Below are 17,064 nucleotides of genomic sequence, written 5' to 3'. Positions count from 1 at the left end.
AGCCTAGCGATTTCGAGATTGCTGTCACAAGTCCGCTTTTTTCCAGGTCTCCGTGTGACGCCCTCCCGCCCAGTAATCGGTCTGCCCAGTAATCGGTCTGGTTGCCAAGCCCTGCAACCTGTCAGAATAGGACGACTGCACGCCAGTCGCCTGTCCCTGCCACACACGCCGCCAAGGAGCGGTGATCGATGCCGAGCCGAACCATGACGCCTGCAATGTCCGACGCTTTTGCCTACGCGATCGTGCGGATGGTCGTGGCGGTCATCCAAGTCTTGCCGCTGGACATGGGCGACCACCTCTGCCGCGGCCTTGCGCTCGCACTGTCGGGCCCCCTTGCGATTCGCCGCCGCATCATGGTCGACACCCTGGAGAAGGTGTACCCAACGGCGTCGCCGGAGCAGCGTCGACAACTGACGCTCGGGATGTGGCACCACTTGATGCTGATGGTTTGTGAGATCGCGTGGGCACAGCGCCGTCTGCACCTGGCGAACTGGACCGATCACATCCGCCTGAGCGGCAACCAGCAGATTCTGGCCACAAGCCTATCGCGGCGACCCTCAGTGCTCGTCAGCGGTCATTTTGGTAATTTCGAGATTGGCAGTTACTCGCTGGGACTGATGGGACTGAAGACTCTCGCGATCGCCCGCACGCTCGACAACCCACACCTCCACGATTGGGTCGACCGTTTCCGCAGTGCCAAGGGCCAGCGACTCGTCGACAAGAATGGCTGTGCCCCAGTCGTGGACCAGTTCATGCGAGAAGGTGGAGCACTTTCGCTTCTGGCGGACCAGCACGCAGGCGACAAGGGACTGTGGGTCGACTTCTGTGGCATTCCGGCATCCTGCCACAAAGCGTTGGCACTGTTTTCGCTCACCAACGAAGCCCCGATGCTGGCCCTCTATACCCGCCGAGTCGATGGGCGCCCGATGCAGTTCGAATCCGCCATGCTGGAGATGGTCGATCCACTCGCTGACGACCAGGACGAACGCAGCACCGCGGCGTGCGAGTCCGTTGATTCGCTCACCCATTGGTACAACCGCCAACTCGAGCGGTTCATCGACCTGGCCCCCGAACAATACTGGTGGCTCCATCGCCGCTGGCGAACACCCCCGCCCCGTGTCGCCAAGCGACTTGAGAAGGCGCGCGCTCTCAGCTCGAATCGTGATAATCAGTCGCAAACGGATACGCAGGCCGCGTGATCGCATCGCAGCTTCGCTTCCGGTGGTCTCTTGAATTGATCCTGCTAGCCGAGATCATTCTTTTGATCACGATCCGCGATTCCCTGCTACTCAATGTGATCGTGCTGATCTGCCCCATCAAAGCGTTCTCGATCTCCAACGAGGCGGTCCTCATGTTCACTCGATATCCAGAAGTATCCCGTCAGGGATGATAGAAAATAGCCGGAGGTTTGAGCGCAAGCGAACACCACCGGATACGACGCGAGACGCAAGAGCCAACCCCGAATGGGGTGGAAGATCGTTCATGAGGGATCTGCGACCCACTTCGGGGTCGACGTTCCACCACCAACGAGACACCGCAGGTGGCGCTGCGCTGACCGACGGCTATTCTCTTCAACGCCTCCGGCGCAGGAAGACCTGCGGGGCTCTACAGCCTGAAACTCCAGGCGTTGCCTGGGGCTATCACAGGACTGCCCCGTTGGGGCGTTGTGATGAGCCATCTGTTGCCTTCGTTTCGCTGGGAACCGGCGCTCACAACGCATTCTGGACACGTTCGACCAGCCCATTGTCGCGATCTTGGCTGCCCGGTAGCAAGTACGCGGCACTGGCGAGGTAGGCATTTCGAAACTCGGGCGAAACGGCATAGAAGTCCTCCAACGCTGCGGAACTGAACTTGTAGTCGTGAGCATCGTTTCCTTTCAAGAACACGAGCCGCCGGGCCGCATGAATGAGCGTTTCGGGGCGAGCCCCGGAGGCAAGAAAAGCTTGCATCTCAGACGCCGCCCGCTGCCGGTTGCTGGAAACGGATGTGAAAATCTCTTCCACGCCGGCGACTTCAGCCGGTTCGCTCGAGACGGCGTCCGCATCGATCCGCTGTTCTCCGACATTTCCCCGCGATCGCATGGATTCGCGGAAATAGGGGATGAAAGCAGCATTCTGGAGCAGTAACTCCCGGCGAGTTGAGTCGCGATAGGCAGTACGATAGGCGTACTGCACCGCATTGGTCGTTGTCGCCGAGTGCAGCGAAACGATCCCAGGCTGCTGCCGGAGCATTTCAGCCGATGAGAGGAACAGCGCGTCGCTGATCGATTGAGGCGACACCTCGTTAGCGATCAACTCAGCGGTCGCCGCGACCGCCTCTTCGGGAGTGGCACTGCGGAGGGTATCGAGCAGAGATCGAGTCGCCCCCGCATCGAACCGACCATGACTCCAGTTGGAGCGCAGACCGGGAAGCTTTTCTTGGGTTACCTGCCAAGCGGCGTCAGGCTTTAGCTGGGACTTGGCTGGATTGGGCTCGCCGTTGTGATTGAGTAAAGCATAGACGAGCGAGCGAAGCACGGGCTCGGCATACCTCCATCCGATGCACTGGAGAGTGCGATAGGCATTAGCGACGTAGATTGATTTGTGGCCGATACTGCGGTAGTCCCGACAACCGTAGTGGGCGAGCGTATCGAAAACCTCGGTCGCTGGAGCGGACCGGCAGAGCCCCGCGATCGCCACGTCGGCGGCTTCGACATCCCACGCGTCCATGGCAGCGGTGAAGGCTTTCTTGGCCTGGTGCGATGGCGGCACTTTGGATTCGTCCACCGCCGACAGGGTCCAATCATTCTCGTTGACGTCGCGAGCCTGAGCGGACTTGAAGTAATCCAACGCCCAGAAAATCGGCAGCCAGCGATCGGTACTCGGCGAATTGATGCTGGCCAGATGCGCCGAGTTGACAACCAAAACCGCGTGAAATTTAAACCCTACGCTGGGCCGAGGCTGGACATTGCGAACTCCCGCGAGAAGCAGTGCTGCGAGCACCTCTCGGTAGCTCGTCCCGGATTGAATTTGCGCCGCAAAGGCCTCGATCACCTTTTCTCGCGGGGTGTCTTCGAGGAGGCGAACGAGCGGCTCGATATCAGGTGAGAACGCGACGGCGTCAGCGGGCAATTGGGTATCCGCTGCTGAAACCGACGGCAATCGCCTTAGAAATCCAAACTCCGCTAGCGACAGTGTGGCCCCCGTGACGACCACCTTCTTAAAAAATTCGCGTCTGGGGTCGGTTGCGTTGTACCGTGTCATCTTGCGTTCTCCTTCGTGTTGCCGAGGAACTCATGGAGCGTCTTCAATCCATTCTACACGTTTGACCGACCGTCATCAGCTATCATGCGTGGCAGCACCGCCTGATTGATGGCGGACGAAAGGCGGCAATGACCATTTGCTCCCTTATCGACCGGAGAGGTAGACTCACCCGTGCGTTGCCCGGCCGGCGATTGAATCTATTTTTAGCTCGAAAACCTTGAGGTACCCCATGAAGACCGCGATGCCATTGCTTGCCACTTGCTCTTTCCTTCTCGCCACCGTCGCCGCCGTACCGGTGATGGCACAGTCCGATGCGGCAAACCGATCGAAGGGGTCCGGCACAAAGTTGGCCGAAGGCCAAACCGCGAAGGACTTCACGCTCCCAGCGGTCGCTGGCGAACTTTCCGGTGACGTTAAATTCAGCGAGGTCAACGAGAAGGGACCGGTCGTGGTCGTGGTACTGCGGGGTTACCCCGGCTATCAATGCCCTGCCTGCTCGGCCCAAGTCGCGGACCTCGTCAAGCACGCCGACCAGTTCGCCGAGAAGGGCGTGCGAGTCCTCCTGGTTTATCCCGGTGATGAATCGCAGCTTGCAAAGCATGCCGACGAGTTTCTGCACGGCACGAAGCTGCCACGGCCGATGACGTTTCTGCTGGACCCCGGATATCAATTCACCAATGCCTACGGCCTGCGCTGGGACGCCCCTCGGGAAACGGCGTACCCGTCAACGATCGTCGTCGATCGCTCAGGAAAAATCTCGTTTATGAACGTCAGTAACAGCCATCGCGGCCGCGTCAAAGCGGACGATGTCTTGGCGGCGCTGTAGGGTCCCTGATGTCAGCATGGATCTATTTGATAATCGCCGGTTTCCTTGAGATCGGCTGGGCGATCGGCCTGAAGTACACCGAGGGCTGGACGCGCCTCTGGCCCAGTGTGCTGACGCTCGCCACGATGGCAGCTAGCTTCTACTTCCTGGCGGTGGCCGTGAAGGAGATTCCGATCGGTACCAGCTATGCGATCTGGACCGGCATCGGTGCCGTGGGAACAGCGACTCTCGGCATCGTGTTACTGGGCGAGCCCGCCTCGATGACGCGAGTCGCCTGCATGGCGTTAATCGTCGCTGGAATCGTTGGGCTGAAGCTAGCGGGATGATCCGCCGGCGATTCAGAACTGCGTGGTGCCTGCTATTCGTAGCGGACGCCACGCATTGGATTTCCCGTCGGCGCGGCAGCGGTGTACTGCGAGGGCGTGCCAGCCGCAGTGGTCGTTGGCTCCGCCCAGGCGGAGGTTCCCGGCGGGGGTGAATAGGAGGTCGCTTGCGGCATGCCTGTCATCTGCAGCAGGTCGAGCCGATTCTCAGTCGCTGGCATTTGAAACAACTGAGGATCCCCCGATAGCAACTGATTGATGCTATAGGTTGGCACGTGCAACTGCATCGCCAACGGCGGCCCCGCGCTGGGGAAGAGCTCGATCTTCACACGGTGCGGCAGCACACTGTCGACACTCTCAAAGTACTCGTGTTCGCTCGAAAAGCTCTTGGCGACCAATCGTCCGTTGGGTGAGTACAGAAAGAGATGACTGATGTAGCCCGCAGTCGGCTCGATGAAACAAACTCGCTGGTACGTTCCCGCAGCGGTCGATACCGAGTTGCGAACTTCGATCAAACCGTCGGTGCGGGTAACCGGGCCCGCAATCACGGTGGTCGGATCAAGCCGGGCCAACCCGATCGCTTCGATCAGCCAACTTGGGTCGACGGGAAGAATCGCCCGCTGGAGATTGTGGGAATACTGTTCATGATTGGCATAGTAGAGAGTTTGCGACATCCCCTCGGGAACCTCGAACCAGAATTCCTTCGAGTTGCTGCCCAGATCGATGCCGCTGCCCATGATCAGTGGGATGCTTGCCTTGAGCCGAAAGTTTCGCTCGCGCTGCAAGTGCATCGTCGCTGTCAACTTCGGCACGGCGGTCATGCTGAGCACATCGAGCGTCGCCGAATTGGTCGACAACTCACGAATCGCGTCAGTACGATTGACCGCAGCAGCGAGCGCGTTGATGTCCGGCGCCGCTGGCAGGACAACCGGCGGAGGCGGCAGATTGGCAACCGTTGCGTTGCGAACACAGCCACCCGACAGAACCAGGCCGAGAGCCAAGGCAGATCGAAGGACCGTTTTGGTGCGTGCATCATGCATTGCGAGAACTGGCTCCCTTGCCAAGATCGGTTATTCGACGTCGCGGTAGAGCAGGTCGACAAGTTGCTCTTGTAGGCTTTCCGCTTCGCTCGAGGCAATGTCAGCTACCACGATCGAAAGGACCGATCCGTCGATGCTCGATTCCAGCTGCAACGTATCAACCTCTGGCGAGTTCGCCCCCTCGCCGCTCGGTCTGCCACCCGGCCCCTGCGTGGCTGCGGGCTCCGATCGGATCAACGTGGCATCCTCGTGCGGCTTGAGCTGCCGTTTGCGGAGCAGCATCAGCGCGAGCAAGTACCGCATCTTGACCATGTTCGGCTGCTCAGCCATCGACCGGAGAAGCTCAATCAGGACCTCGGGCGGCGCCAGCTCTCGTTTCTTTTCCTCCGGCAGGGGGACGCGATTTTTCCAATGGCCGATGCAGCCCTCGGGGGGCCCCTCCCAGGCATCCGCTGCGATATCGAAGCGACGAAAGTCCTCATCCTCTTCGGTCACGACACTGTAGTAGTACTCGCCCGGTTCAAGGGGGCGGTCTCCCACGCTGCAGCGACGGGTGGTACGGTTGATTTTGTATTCGCCTATCATATTGATCCTTCCCCGGTCACAGGCTTCCGCAGGTCACTGGCATCGTCGCCGGCATGCCGATGACATCACTACCACACCGCCACGACTCAACGAAAGGTCGACGTTGGACTCATCACACACCCCCCTGGATTATACCCCCGTTGAAATCGACGATCGCCTCGAAAATGACTTGCGTCAACTCGTGCGGCTAGCGATTGCGGAGGACCTCGACGTCGCCGTCGACTGGACGACGATCGCCATGATTGACGCCGAGCGCCGAGGCGCTTGCGAGATCGTATCGCGTGCACATGGGATCGCCGCCGGAATCGCACTGACACCTTGGATCATCGACGAGTTCGACGCGGAATTAACGACAGAACTGCTGGTAGACGAAGGTGATGCTTTCACCCCAGGGACACCATTGGTGCGGCTCTCGGGATCCGCCCGCGACCTTCTCACCAGCGAGCGGGTGACCCTGAACCTGCTTTCACGATTGTGTGGGATCGCGACGATAACGCGGTGTTACGTCGACAAACTGGCTGGCACAAACGCCCGCTTGTACGACACCCGCAAAACCACCCCCGGAATGCGGCGGTTAGAGAAGTACGCTGTTCGGTGTGGCGGTGGTCATAACCACCGCACCGGACTATTCGATGGATTCCTGATCAAAGATAATCATTTGGCACTGGGGGGCTCGTCGGAGTCGCAAGACAGTGCGCAGCTGAGCCCAATCGAGGCGGCTGGCCGCGCCGTTGCCATGCGAGGAGGGATGATGAATCAACTCGTGGCGCCTTCGATCGTCGAAATCGAAGTGGATCGATTGGACCAGATGGAAACGGTGTTGAGCAGTGGCATCGACATCATCCTGCTCGATAATTTCTCGCTCGAGGACCTCCGCTCGGCGGTCTCCAAACGCGACGCCGCCGCGGTCCCTGTCGAGCTGGAGGCATCGGGCAATATCACGATCGATACGATCGCCGATGTTGCTGGCACAGGCGTGGATCGCATCAGCAGTGGGGCTCTCACCCATCAAGCGACCTCGTTGGACCTGGGGATGGATTGGTCCTAGTGGTGCTGTGCCGCCTTGGTTTTAGGGTAGAAGATAGCTCATGACAACGCCCCAACGGGGCAGTTCTATGAAAGCCCCAGGCAACGCCTGGGGTTTCAGACGCCACCACCTCGCGCTAGCCCCAACGGGGCGGCTCTATTTGCACATGCCATCCGAACGGCAGGATTGCGGCGAACATGAGGGCCGCCCCGTTGGGGCTCAAGAACGCTTCCTTCGGGATACATGCGGGTAATCACAAAACCGGGATTCCTGTCAGACAAGCTGACGGGGGATCCGGTTTTGTGGGTAACTGGCAGGAGGCGACGAGTCCTTAACTAGCGTCAAATCCAAGGAGTCGTTGCCTCGTCCACTGCGTTCAACCCTGACTTTTAACTGTGACACACCAACAGTGGTGCTGTCCCAGTGGTGTATTACGCCGCGAGTCATGCCGATTTTAGAACTTGTACAGCAGCAGCGCCGCGTAATAGACGTCGTTGGGAAGTGCGCCCTGCGGCGTGCTGTCGTAGCGGTCGGTAACGGAGAGCCGGAGCGATAGATTTTCCGCAGTATCGATCAAGGTCTCCCACGCGAGATCAGCGACCACTCGGTAGTCGCCCAGTTCACGCAAGCTCGGGAAGTAGTCGAGCTTCGCGATAATTTTCTGACGTTCGGAAATCTGGTGATCCAAACTCATCCCCAGCACCGCTTCCGGCGTCCAGCGGTCGATCGGGGCCCCGAACTCTCTCGACGCACCAGCACCCATCCGGGTGATGAAGTTCGTGTCGTCGTTCCGAATCCAGTAATACCCCAGACCAGTGTTCATATTCAGACGCAGGTCAAACGACTTGAATTTGTCGTACATCAATCCGAGCTTCCCAAACGCGGTCCAGCTAGAATCGCCGAGCAGGCGGTCGTAGTCGACATCGAGCCGCCCGTTGCTTTCGGTGTTCCGCCCGTCCGTGCTGGCCTGGCGATAATTGAAATCGATCCCGAGTGTGTAGATATCGGTTTTCCGTCTCATCTCCAGACCAGTTTGAATCGCCGAGGTGACGGAGTTTCCGTGACTGCCGTTGAGCCCCAGTTCGGCGTGGTTGGTCCACCCTTTGCGGATCCATTGCCACGGAATCTCGTACCAACTCAGGATCTCCTCGTGCAGTGGTGGCTCCTCCATGGCGGCCGACTCACCGAGTCCCGCACCAATCGGCAAATCTCGGAGGCTCTCTGGATCGCCTGTGAGTGGATAGTCCGCGTACGCCCCCGAGGGGTCCGTTAGAATCACCTCGCCCTGCATGTCACCGGGGTCGCTTAGGGGCACAGACTCCATGACCGATTGCGATGGGCCGGGGGCGGATAAGCCGAAATTCTCTTGCCACTCCGCGGGTAGTTCGATGGGCAGTTCGACGGATTCAGCCGGAGTCGGGGCAGGCGTCGGCACTGTTTCGTAGTTGTCGCCGTTCCAGCTCGAGTGACCAGATTGCCATCCCGTCTCTGGCGAAATGGGAGGAGCTGGTAGTGTCTGTTGGGCGGTGGCAGGCGTTCCCACAAGAACGAGCAACACGACGGCGACCCACTCGCGGCACGGGAACCCGTTCCGGCTCGCTCGACGGGAGGTGAGTTGTCTCGGCATGATATCCTTCGCGGTCGATAATGGGATCGGTCAGCTCGTATTCCAGCCGAGCAAACTGCTGATTAACAAACCCGCCCGCCGGAGGGAAAGAGGAGCTTTTTGCAGCGAAGTTCGCTGGCGTCGTCTTGGCCGCCACAGAAATCAAATCGATGATTCCTCCGCTTGCCTCTGGGCCTGGTTTGATTAGCGGGTATCCTGATGCCATGGATCACACACACCCCTACCAGCCGGCACCCGAGAGGCCTGAACTTCTGTCCCCTGCAGGGAGCTGGGACTGCGCCGATGCGGCGGTCGAGAACGGAGCGGACGCAATCTACTTCGGCGTCGATCGAGGCTTCAATGCTCGCTCGCGGGCGGCAAATTTCGGTGTGGGCGATCTGCCCGGATTGATGAAAATGCTGCGGCGGCGCGGCGTGCGGGGCTACGTGACCCTCAATACACTCGTCTTCCCCGCCGAAATGCCCTCCCTGGTGGAGGTCGTCGCTGCAGTTGCTGAGGCCGGGGTCGACGCGGTATTGGTCCAAGACTTTGGCGTCGCTCGGATCGTCCGTGCCATCTGCCCCGAACTGGAGGTGCATGCCTCAACACAGATGAGCTTGACCTCCGCCGAGACGATCGCGGTGGCTGCGGAACTGGGCTTGGCTCGCGTGGTGTTGGCGCGGGAGCTATCGATCGCGGAGATCACGAAAATCCGTTCCAAGACCGCAATGCCTCTGGAAGCTTTCATTCACGGTGCATTGTGCGTGGCATATTCAGGGCAATGCCTGACGAGCGAGTCGCTCGGGGGGCGAAGCGCCAACCGCGGCCAATGTGCTCAGGCGTGCCGGTTGCCCTACGAACTCGTCTGTGACGGGCAAGACCAAGACCTGGGAGATGTGCGGTACCTGCTTTCGCCGCAAGATTTGGCTGGCTACGCAGCGATCCCTGACATGATCTCAGCCGGCGTCGACAGTCTCAAGATCGAAGGTCGGCTAAAGACGCCCGAGTACGTCGCGAATATCACCGGGCACTACCGTCGAGCGATCGATCAAGCGGTCGCTGATGGTTCAGTGCGGCTGACAGACCGTGACCGACAGGAGATGGAGCTCTCCTTCTCTCGAGGCTTTGCCCCGGGATGGTTAGAGGGCAACGATCACAAGCGTTTGGTCCCTGGCCTGCGGGCGGCCAAGCAGGGCATCTTGCTCGGCCAGGTCATGGACGTTCGCGGGGACGAGATCCGAGTGACGCTGGCCGCCGACGTTGCTCTTGGCGATGGGCTGGCGATCGCATCACGGCCGGCCCCGTCGCCGAGCGATGCCTACGCAGGCAGCGGTTTTGCTGACAACCATCAAGGGGGCAGGATTTATTCGCTGCAGGAAAATCATCGATCGACGGCGACGTCTACCGACCGGACGTCTTCACCCAACCGCCGGAAAGATCCCGCCGCACTCCGACGCCGACCCTCGAGCGAGAAGATGCAAACCGCCAAAGCGGGCAGCGATGTATGGATTGGCTTTGCTCGCGACTCGATTGATTTTCTGCGTATCGAGCCCGCTGCGGATGTCTTCAAGAACGACGATCCCAAGCTCAATAAAAAATTGGCGGCAACCTTCGGTGGCAAACCACGCCGCACGCGGGGGATCGATTTTCGAGTCGAGGCCCACTGTGGCAACCCGCTATGCGTCACCGGGGTCATTGACGATCAGACCCGGCCGCCCGCGATGTCGTGCCAGTTCACTTCCCAGACGCCTCTCGAATCTGCCCGCAAACACGCCATCACCTCGGAAGTCCTCGCCGACAAGCTCGGCCGTCTCGGTGGCACGCCGTTTCATCTCGGTCGAATCGACGCGGCCATCGAGGACGCCCCCATGGTGCCGCTGGCGATGATCAACGCAGCCCGCCGGGAGATCATCGATGGCCTCACCTCCGAGTTGGAGCAGGTGCCAGCTCGCAGCGTCGATGCTGCCGCTGGGATGGCCTTCACCGACGGCCTACGTGATCCCGCCGGACCAGAAAACGCTCCCGCGCCGAAGCTCTCGGTGCTGTGCCGGACCGTCGATCAACTCGCCGCCGCAGCCGAGATGGGTGTCGAAACGGTGATCGCTGATTTTCACGATGTGCGAACACACCGCGACGCTGTCCGGATCGGTCGCGCCGCGGGAGTCCCGACCTGGATCGCCACCATTCGCATGCAGAAGCCAAGCGAGATGGGATTGATACGCCAGGTATTGAAGTACCAGCCCGATGGGGTGTTGGCGCGAAACCTCGCTGCGGTCGATGCCGCAGTCGCTGCAGGGGTACCCACGGTGGCAGACTTTTCGCTCAACATCGCCAACCACCGCTCAGCGGAATGGCTGATCGGCCGGGGCGTCGAGCGTGTGACCGCTTCTTACGACCTCAATGCGGACCAGCTCGACGGATTGATTTCCACGACGCCGGGCCAGTGGATTGAAATGGTGATGCATCAACACATGCCAATGTTCCATATGGAGCACTGTGTGTTTTGCAGTGTCTTGTCGCCCGGCACAAACAAAACGAACTGCGGTCGGCCCTGTGATCGTCACGTCGTGCAGCTGCGCGATCGCGTGGGCAAGATGCATGTTCTGCAAGCCGATATTGCCTGTCGCAACACGCTCTACAACGCTACACCACAAAGCGCGGCCGATGTCGTCAGTTCGCTCGTTGACCGAGGGGTCGGCTGGTTCCGCGTCGAGCTGCTCGATGAATCAGCCGCGGAGGCTGAGAAAATTCTCTCTCTGTACCGCCGATTGCTATCGGGCCAGATCAGCGGCACCGAGGTGTGGCAATCCTTGGCGGCCGATAATCGTGTCGGTGTCACTCGGGGAACCCTGGAAGCGAAACGCAATCCGCTAGCAATCCTATAGCCCCACACGCGCATTCCCCCTCACCCTCAATGGTCCGCTGGCTCCGGACGAGCATTCACGGGCAAATACAATCCGAATCGGCTGCCTTGGCCGAGCCTGCTCGTGCACTGCAGCCTGCCGCCCAATGCATTTGCAATCCGGCTGGCAATGGCCAGCCCGAGGCCGTTGCCAGCAATCCCCCGGTTTCTCGCATCGCTGGAGCGAAAGAAAGCATCGAAGAGATGCTCCTGATCCGCATCGCTGATCCCGTAGCCAGAATCGGCAACCTCGATCAATACCTCTTCCTCCACACACTCCGCACTCACCACCACGGGCGTCCCCGGTTCGCTGTACTTCAGTGCATTGGAAACGAGGTTCTCAACAATCTGAGCTAAAAGAGAGTTCGTGCCCAACACAGTGGTGGAGGCCTCGAGATGGTTCTGCAGTTGCAGGTCGGTACCGCGAGGTCGGTTCGCCCAGGATCGGAAATGGTTGTCCAGCCAGGAATGTAGGTCGATGGGCTGCAATTCGGGCAGCGTTGCATCGCCCTCGCTCCGGGCCAAGAACAACAGCGATTCCACAATCTCCTGCAGCGTCTTGGTTTGCTTTCGCAACACCTCCAGTGCACCCTGGTACTCCGTTTCGGAGCGTGGGCGGCGGAGAGTAACATCAATCTCTCCCATCAGCACCGTGATGGGGGACCTGAGTTCGTGCGCCGCGTCTCCTGCAAAGCGACGCTGCTGCTCAAAGGCAACCTGTTGGCGATCGAGTAATCGATTGAAAGCCAGCCCCAACTCGGCGAGTTCGTCACCGGTATCGTCTACCTGCAGACGTGTCTGAAAATCGGTCCCCGCAATCATTTGGGCCTGCTCGGACATCTTCGAAACGGGGCGAAGTGATTGCCGGACAGCCCAACGGCCCAGGATCGCTGCGATCAACCAAGCCGCTAATGGTAAAAGGATTACCAGAGTGGTTAACCGCCAGAGCAGCGCATCACGTTTGACCGTCGACCGGCTGACAAATACCATGACTTCGTCAAACTCATCCAGCTCGCGAGCGATCGCTTGCGGGTGTGGGGCTTGCAAGCGTCGATACATCATTAGCCGAGGTTCTGATCGCGACGCTTCGATATGCAGTGCCCCGCGGTCGACGCTGGAGGCAACCAATTCTCTCGCCTCCTTCTGAAAAGCTGGATCCACGCTCCGGGCGGACTCCACCATGATCTGTTGGTCACCGATGACAATCCACTCGACCTCGCCAAACTCATCGAGGGATCCAAACGCGATCGAGTGTTCCAAGGGTTGCCACTTGACCTCGGTATCCTCCACCTCAGCGGCTGCCACCAAGGCGTTGAGAACACCGCTCATCTCACGTTCAAACTGGAAATGAATCTGCCGACTTGTGACCGAATAGAACGCGAGCGAGTAGACTGCCAAGGCAGCAGCGAGCATGACGAGAAAAAAGGCGGAAACGCGGGTGGTCAGTGTCATGCGTCTGCCGAGAGAGGTGCTTCGAGAATGTAACCTTGGCCGCGTCGGGTTTGGATGACGCGAGGACCAAACTTCTCGAGTTTGCGCCGCAAGTCTTTGATGTGCACTTCCAGCGTATTGGACAACCCGTCAAAGTTCTCGTCCCAAACCGTCTCATAAATCCGGGTCCGCGAAAGCACTCGCTGAGGGTTCCGAAGGAACATGGTCAGCAACGAAAACTCTTTCGCGGTCAAATCGAGTGCTTCACCACTGCGGCTGGCACGCTGTTGAGCCAGATCAATGCGAATGTCTCGATAGTCCAAATAGACCGAGTCCGATTGGTTGGGACGCCGCAGCAGGACACGTACTCGCGCCAGCAGTTCCTCGAAAGCAAAGGGTTTGGTCAGGTAATCGTCCGCCCCCGCATCCAGCCCCGTGACGCGTTCGGTCACTCCATCGCGAGCGGTTAAAAAAAGCACCGGCGTGGTGCGATTCTTCTGTCGGTATCGCTGCAGAATGTGAATGCCATCCTCGCCCGGCAGCCACCAATCCAACAGCACCAGGTCCCACGTTTCGGACTGCAGTCGCAGCCATCCATGCCGCCCATCGGCAGCATGCTCGACCACATATCCCTCTTCGACGAGCCCGCGGACGAGGAAATCCGCGATGCCAGGATCGTCTTCGATTACGAGAATGCGGACGCTCATCGTTAAGCCTTTCTATCGAACATGAAGAAATCTTTAGACCACGTTCATGATGCGTTTCAGGTGCCGTGCCAGAATATGGTTGTCGTTGGAAACCGTCTCGCCGATTGACGCACAACCATTCCTATTCTGCAGCAGATTATAACCATGTCCATGCAAACGATCACCACCTCACCTTTCCCCTTGCCCCGTGCTCTCGCACCGACGCTGGCAAACAGCTTCGCCATGATGGGAGCTCCTCGGCCGGTCGACAGGAGCACTCCGTCGATCTCCGTGACATCGTTCCACTCGGTTGCCAATCTAGGCGAGATTTTCAGTGCGCTCGATCATCGCTTCGCCAGCGGTCTGGGCGTGATCATCGAAGCCCCGGATCACTGGACACCGCAATGGGACAAGTTGGCGCGTCGACAGGAATCGGGTGGCCGTCTGGCGGTAGTGCTCCCACCGCACACCGCAGACTCCTTGCCGGCGCACCTCAACGAGAACGAAGTGCTGGCAATCGACGGTTGGGACGCCGCTGCCAACTGCGGTACCATCGATCACGCAATCGCGTTTCTATTCTCAGACCCTGACGCGATTGACCAATGCTACATTCTGCGTCCGGAGTGGCACGATCCGTCGCCAATCTTCTCCGCCGTTGGGCGCCGTGTCGTCGAAGGCTTTTAGCATTCGTGCTCAAACACGCTTTGGTAAGCATTGTTGTCTTCAAAGTACTTCAGCACATCGGCGTAGAATTCATGAACACATAATGTCGCGCTATCGCCGACAATAATCAGCTTGCGCTTGGCTCGCGTCATGGCCACGTTGCTACGCCGCCGATCGGACAAGAATCCAATGATGGCTTCCGGATTGCTGCGGACCATTGTCAACAACACGACTTCTTTCTCGCGGCCCTGAAAACCGTCGACCGTATCGACCTGCAATCCCTCGAGATCGAGTCGTGAGCGAAGCAATCGCACCTGGGCCGCGTAGGGGGCAATGATCGCGATCTCCTCACCTTCGATGCCCGCGTCAACGAGTTGATGGACGAGATCCACAACCAGATTTGCTTCCGCCGGATTCAGTTTGCTCTGGCCATCGGGTTCGAGCTCTTCCTCATAGCCCGCGCCCGCCGTATCAATCCAAAGCAACGGCGATTCGGTCAGAGACGTCTGGTCGACGCCCTCGATATCGGACAACAGGTGAGACCGAACCGAGGCGTCAGCAATCAGCGACCCCTCATAGAAATGATCACTACTGAATCTCATGATCGCTTCATGCATCCGGTATTGCACGGTCAAACGCCGGTAGACGGGTTCTCCAAAGCGTTGAACGAGCCGCTGCATGAGAGAATCACGCATCCCAATCCTTGCCGCCTCGTCGCTCAGGACGGTGGGTGGCAATTGACAGTGGTCACCTGCGATGATCAGTCGATCGGCTCGCAGGATGGCCTGCCACATGCCACCTTCGGTGCTCTGACACGCTTCATCGATGACGATCAAATCGAACCGCTCGTCACCGAGTAATTCCTCGTCGAGGGTCATGGTCGTGCAGATCACATCGGCACGATCGAGGACGCCGCGCACGATGGATTTTTCCAAGGATCGGATCTGCCCGCGCAGTCGCCCGGCCTGGGCGAACCACTCACCGCGCTGGCGGCCTCCCGGGGCGCGCTGGGCCATTCGCAAGCATTGCTCGAGTTCACGGCGGAGATCCTTCACCACGTGGCTCGACGGATCCTTCTCGACCTGTCCGTCGAGCGTGTAGTCCCGCAAATGCTCGAACACACGGGCCGGGTGGCCCACCCGGACGACATAGGGAACCAGCCGCTGCACGCGTTCGAGTAGATTGTCGACGGCCGTATTGCTCGCCGCACACGCCAGCACCCGCTCACCGCGATCGACCGCTTGAGCGATCACCTCGGCCAGTGTCGTGGTTTTTCCCGTCCCCGGTGGCCCGTGAATGATCGCAACGTCATCGGCGAGCAATGCGAATGCGACCGCATCTTGCTGCGGCGGATTGAGCTCGGTGCGAAAGCGAAGATCGGCTCGTTCTTCGGCAATCGTGTCCGCGCTCAGTGGCCCGGCACTGAGCTTCTTTCCGTCAAAGCGGGGAGAGTCGCTTCCCAACAAGACATCCCGCAGCCGGCCACCGCGGCCACGCTCGGTGCGAGCTCTTGCCATCGCAACGAGTTGACGCTTGCGCGTCGTCTCATCGGGTGACAGATCCAATCGGTAGCGAATCTCTCCGATCGCCCCTTGAGCACGCTTGCTCGATTTGGCCTGGGGCGCCTCGGGATCAGGAAAGACTTCCGTGGCGATCTGAATCTGATGGTTCTTGCGTAGGCTAACGACACCGGCAATGCCCTCATCGGAAGGGTCCGCGTCGTTGGACAATACAACTGGCGAACCGACCTTGAGCCGGTTCATGGGCAGTTGCTGGCGGGCCGGTTTTGCCAGGTCCAAGAGATACCGCCCGGCCAAGCCAGTGTGGTAATCGACCAAATCGAGACCCACGATCGCTTGCCCCGTGCTCTCAACATCTCGCTCGTTGCGAATCTGGCGGAGTCGCGCCAGCCGCGCGCGCTCCGCATCGGCCTCGAGATCCAACCACAGAGCGAGCTGATCGAAGTAGTCGTCGACATCGAGCGGCCGATCCGTCGGCAAACCCTGCGGGTAGGGCACCTCGCGTGGTGCCGCATCGGAGGCATCGGCGAGCTTGGCATGCTTGGCCGATTTTTTCTTTTTTGCCGACTTCCCACCAGCCGAGCTTCGCCCCCCAATCCCATCGCCAAAGGAGTCCGCGGCCTGTGCTAAACGCACTTCATGACCGCTCGAGCTGCGATTCTGGCGTTGATTTTTCTGATGAGAGGTATCTGGCCGGGCGGATCGACCTTTACGAGAACGTGCCGACATGCGATGAGTCCGAACGAAAACTGAAATAAAAAATGGACTCGGTGCCCATGCGCTATCTACCTATCATCGTCATCGAAATGATTCTCGCCAGTGCTCTTGCCATTGTTTTGTTCTGGTGGGACAAGCGGATGGCGACAAAAAACGGAAAATCGCAGGCGGAGCCTTCAGCGTCTTCGCGTCGCGCGCAATCGCCTGCAAGGCGGTCTCAGCGCATTTCCGAGCGGACGCTCTTGCTCGTCTCTCTGGTCGGTGGTTGGCCCGGCGCCTGGTGGGCCTCGCAACGCTTTCGACACAAAACCCAGAAGCGATCATTCCGAATTCGGTTCTGGATCGCCGCCACCATCCACATCGCCATCCTCGCGGCCTGGCTCAGCTATGCGGCCTGAGCAGGAAGCAGTGCAATGCGTGTGCAGGATCGCGTCCGAGGAGTTGAAACGTTGAGAAAACGCTGGTCGCTATCCTGGTTCACCCTCCCGAGCGAAGC

General features: G+C 59.5%; 15 protein-coding genes. 8 read left to right on the top strand and 7 right to left on the bottom strand.

Annotation, left to right across the window (positions count from 1 at the left end; translation table 11 throughout):
• Positions 1 to 188: 188 nt before the first annotated feature.
• Positions 189 to 1,199 (top strand): lysophospholipid acyltransferase family protein, encoded by a 1,011-nt coding sequence (locus tag CA85_RS16215; RefSeq protein ID WP_246112855.1) that lies wholly within the window; start codon positions 189 to 191, stop codon positions 1,197 to 1,199.
• Entirely contained in the window at positions 1,196 to 1,390 is a 195-nt protein-coding gene (locus CA85_RS16210; protein WP_146392373.1) for a DUF2585 family protein, read from the top strand. Before CA85_RS16215 ends, CA85_RS16210 begins: the two co-directional genes overlap by 4 nt.
• A 319-nt stretch (positions 1,391 to 1,709) precedes the next feature.
• Here CA85_RS16210 and CA85_RS16205 read toward each other — a convergent pair whose 3' ends face one another.
• On the bottom strand, positions 1,710 to 3,242 hold the full coding sequence (locus CA85_RS16205; protein WP_146392372.1) for a hypothetical protein: 1,533 nt from the start codon (positions 3,240 to 3,242) through the stop codon (positions 1,710 to 1,712).
• A 241-nt stretch (positions 3,243 to 3,483) separates the two neighbouring features.
• Between CA85_RS16205 and CA85_RS16200 the strand changes: the two genes are divergently transcribed.
• Positions 3,484 to 4,068 (top strand): redoxin family protein, encoded by a 585-nt coding sequence (locus CA85_RS16200; RefSeq protein ID WP_246112854.1) that lies wholly within the window; start codon positions 3,484 to 3,486, stop codon positions 4,066 to 4,068.
• An 8-nt stretch (positions 4,069 to 4,076) separates the two neighbouring features.
• On the top strand, positions 4,077 to 4,394 hold the full coding sequence (sugE, locus tag CA85_RS16195; protein WP_146392370.1) for a quaternary ammonium compound efflux SMR transporter SugE: 318 nt from the start codon (positions 4,077 to 4,079) through the stop codon (positions 4,392 to 4,394).
• A gap of 32 nt (positions 4,395 to 4,426) precedes the next feature.
• Here sugE and CA85_RS16190 read toward each other — a convergent pair whose 3' ends face one another.
• Positions 4,427 to 5,431, bottom strand: a complete 1,005-nt coding sequence (locus CA85_RS16190) for a hypothetical protein (RefSeq protein WP_146392369.1) — start codon at positions 5,429 to 5,431, stop codon at positions 4,427 to 4,429.
• Between the two features lie 30 nt (positions 5,432 to 5,461).
• A complete protein-coding gene (locus tag CA85_RS16185; RefSeq protein ID WP_146392368.1) occupies positions 5,462 to 6,016 on the bottom strand; it encodes a hypothetical protein in 555 nt (184 codons plus the stop codon).
• A gap of 124 nt (positions 6,017 to 6,140) precedes the next feature.
• Between CA85_RS16185 and nadC the strand changes: the two genes are divergently transcribed.
• Positions 6,141 to 7,064, top strand: a complete 924-nt coding sequence (gene nadC / locus CA85_RS16180; protein ID WP_146392420.1) for a carboxylating nicotinate-nucleotide diphosphorylase — start codon at positions 6,141 to 6,143, stop codon at positions 7,062 to 7,064.
• 433 nt (positions 7,065 to 7,497) lie between these two features.
• Here the strand turns inward: nadC and CA85_RS16175 are convergent, their stop codons facing one another.
• Positions 7,498 to 8,670 carry a DUF481 domain-containing protein gene (locus CA85_RS16175; protein WP_146392367.1) on the bottom strand — a complete coding sequence of 391 codons (1,173 nt, stop codon included), beginning with the start codon at positions 8,668 to 8,670 and terminating at the stop codon, positions 7,498 to 7,500.
• Between the two features lie 203 nt (positions 8,671 to 8,873).
• Between CA85_RS16175 and CA85_RS16170 the strand changes: the two genes are divergently transcribed.
• Positions 8,874 to 11,534, top strand: a complete 2,661-nt coding sequence (locus tag CA85_RS16170) for a U32 family peptidase (RefSeq protein WP_146392419.1) — start codon at positions 8,874 to 8,876, stop codon at positions 11,532 to 11,534.
• 26 nt (positions 11,535 to 11,560) lie between these two features.
• Here the strand turns inward: CA85_RS16170 and CA85_RS16165 are convergent, their stop codons facing one another.
• Both CA85_RS16165 and CA85_RS16160 read right to left on the bottom strand, forming a co-directional pair.
• Positions 11,561 to 13,003, bottom strand: coding sequence for a sensor histidine kinase (locus CA85_RS16165; protein ID WP_146392366.1), 1,443 nt, complete (start codon positions 13,001 to 13,003; stop codon positions 11,561 to 11,563).
• A complete protein-coding gene (locus CA85_RS16160) occupies positions 13,000 to 13,689 on the bottom strand; it encodes a response regulator transcription factor (protein ID WP_146392365.1) in 690 nt (229 codons plus the stop codon). The genes CA85_RS16165 and CA85_RS16160 overlap by 4 nt, the downstream gene beginning before the upstream one ends.
• 144 nt (positions 13,690 to 13,833) lie before the next feature.
• On the opposite strand from CA85_RS16160, the gene CA85_RS16155 reads away from it, so the two are divergent.
• Positions 13,834 to 14,352 (top strand): hypothetical protein, encoded by a 519-nt coding sequence (locus tag CA85_RS16155; RefSeq protein WP_146392364.1) that lies wholly within the window; start codon positions 13,834 to 13,836, stop codon positions 14,350 to 14,352.
• Here the strand turns inward: CA85_RS16155 and CA85_RS16150 are convergent.
• Positions 14,349 to 16,580: an AAA domain-containing protein gene (locus CA85_RS16150; protein ID WP_146392363.1), complete on the bottom strand. Its 2,232-nt coding sequence runs from the start codon at positions 16,578 to 16,580 to the stop codon at positions 14,349 to 14,351. The genes CA85_RS16155 and CA85_RS16150 overlap by 4 nt on opposite strands.
• Positions 16,581 to 16,612: 32 nt before the next feature.
• Here CA85_RS16150 and CA85_RS16145 point away from each other — a divergent pair, with 32 nt between their 5' ends.
• Positions 16,613 to 16,966: a DUF1294 domain-containing protein gene (locus CA85_RS16145; protein WP_146392362.1), complete on the top strand. Its 354-nt coding sequence runs from the start codon at positions 16,613 to 16,615 to the stop codon at positions 16,964 to 16,966.
• The last annotated feature ends 98 nt before the right edge of the window (positions 16,967 to 17,064 follow it).

This window comes from Allorhodopirellula solitaria (assembly GCF_007859855.1).
GTDB classification, from domain to species: domain Bacteria; phylum Planctomycetota; class Planctomycetia; order Pirellulales; family Pirellulaceae; genus Rhodopirellula; species Rhodopirellula solitaria.
This window is presented reverse-complemented; position numbering and strand designations above follow the sequence as displayed.